The 1,172-nt window shown below is 70.5% G+C and carries 2 protein-coding genes; both read right to left on the bottom strand.

The genetic code is table 11. The features are described from left to right. A partial coding sequence (locus IE312_RS13040) for an ATP-binding cassette domain-containing protein (protein ID WP_189981349.1) occupies window positions 1–473 on the bottom strand: 473 nt, incomplete at its 3' end. Between the two features lie 26 nt (window positions 474–499). Next, window positions 500–1,172 (bottom strand): ABC transporter ATP-binding protein (locus IE312_RS39790; RefSeq protein ID WP_229899635.1); only part of this gene is annotated, 673 nt, incomplete at its 5' end.

Consider the following 1,172-nt stretch of genomic DNA (forward strand, 5'->3'; position numbering starts at 1 on the left):
TCGTGCGGGAAGCGGTTGTAGTGCTCGGGGTTGAGACCGACGGTCTCCAGCAGCTCGCGCACGCGCTTCTCCCGGCCGCCGGGCGGGTCGATGCCGTTGATCTCCATCGGACCGGAGATGATCTTGCCGACCGTCTGCCGCGGGTTCAGCGAGGCGTACGGGTCCTGGAAGATCATCTGGATCTCGGAGCGGATCGGCGCCAGCTGCTTGCGGCCGGCGTGCGTGATGTCCTGCCCGCGGTAGGAGATCCGGCCGCCGGTCGGCTCCAGCAGGCGGGTGATGAGCCGGCCGGTGGTCGACTTGCCACAGCCCGACTCGCCGACCAGGCCCAGGCTCTCGCCCTCGGCCACCTGGAAGTCCAGGCCGTCGACGGCCTGCACGGCACCGACCGTCCGCTTGATGGGGAAGCCGCCCTTGATCGGGAAGTGCTTGGTGAGCCCGGAGACGTCCAGGAGGGGGGTGGTGCTGCTCATGGTGGTGAAGTCCCGTCTGAAATCCGTCAGTGGGTGCGGGCGGCGGCGTAGTCGGTGAACAACTCCCGCTTCTGCTCCGGCGTGAGGTGGCAGGCCGCACCCCGCCCGTCCACGACCTCCAGCGCGGGCCGCTCGCTGGAGCACCGCCCGCCGGCCACCTGGTCGGCGAACGCGCACCGCGGGTGGAAGCGGCAGCCGGACGGCGGGTTGAGCAGGGAGGGCGGCGAGCCGGGGATCGGCGACAGGGGGACGTCGACCGGACCGTCCAGCGCCGGCATCGAACCGAGGAGCCCGAGCGTGTACGGGTGCTCGGGGTGCCGCAGCACTTCCTTCTTGGAGCCGCGCTCCACGCACCGGCCGCCGTACATCACCAGCACGTCGTCCGCGATGTCGGCGATGACACCGAGGTCGTGCGTGATGAAGATGATGGCGGTGCCGAACTCCTGCTGGAGGTCCTTGAGCAGGTCCATGATCTGCGCCTGGACCGTCACGTCGAGGGCCGTCGTCGGCTCGTCGGCGATGAGCAGCTCGGGGTCGCAGACCAGCGCCATGGCGATCATGGCGCGCTGGCGCATACCGCCGGAGAACTGGTGCGGGTAGTCGTCCACCCGGACGTCCGGCTGCGGGATGCCGACCCGGCGCAGCATCTCGATCGCGCGGACCCGGGCCTCGCGCTTGGTGCAGCCGGTGTGCTTCCGG

It is taken from the genome of Streptomyces capoamus (genome assembly GCF_014654935.1).
In the GTDB taxonomy this organism is placed as follows: domain Bacteria; phylum Actinomycetota; class Actinomycetes; order Streptomycetales; family Streptomycetaceae; genus Streptomyces; species Streptomyces capoamus.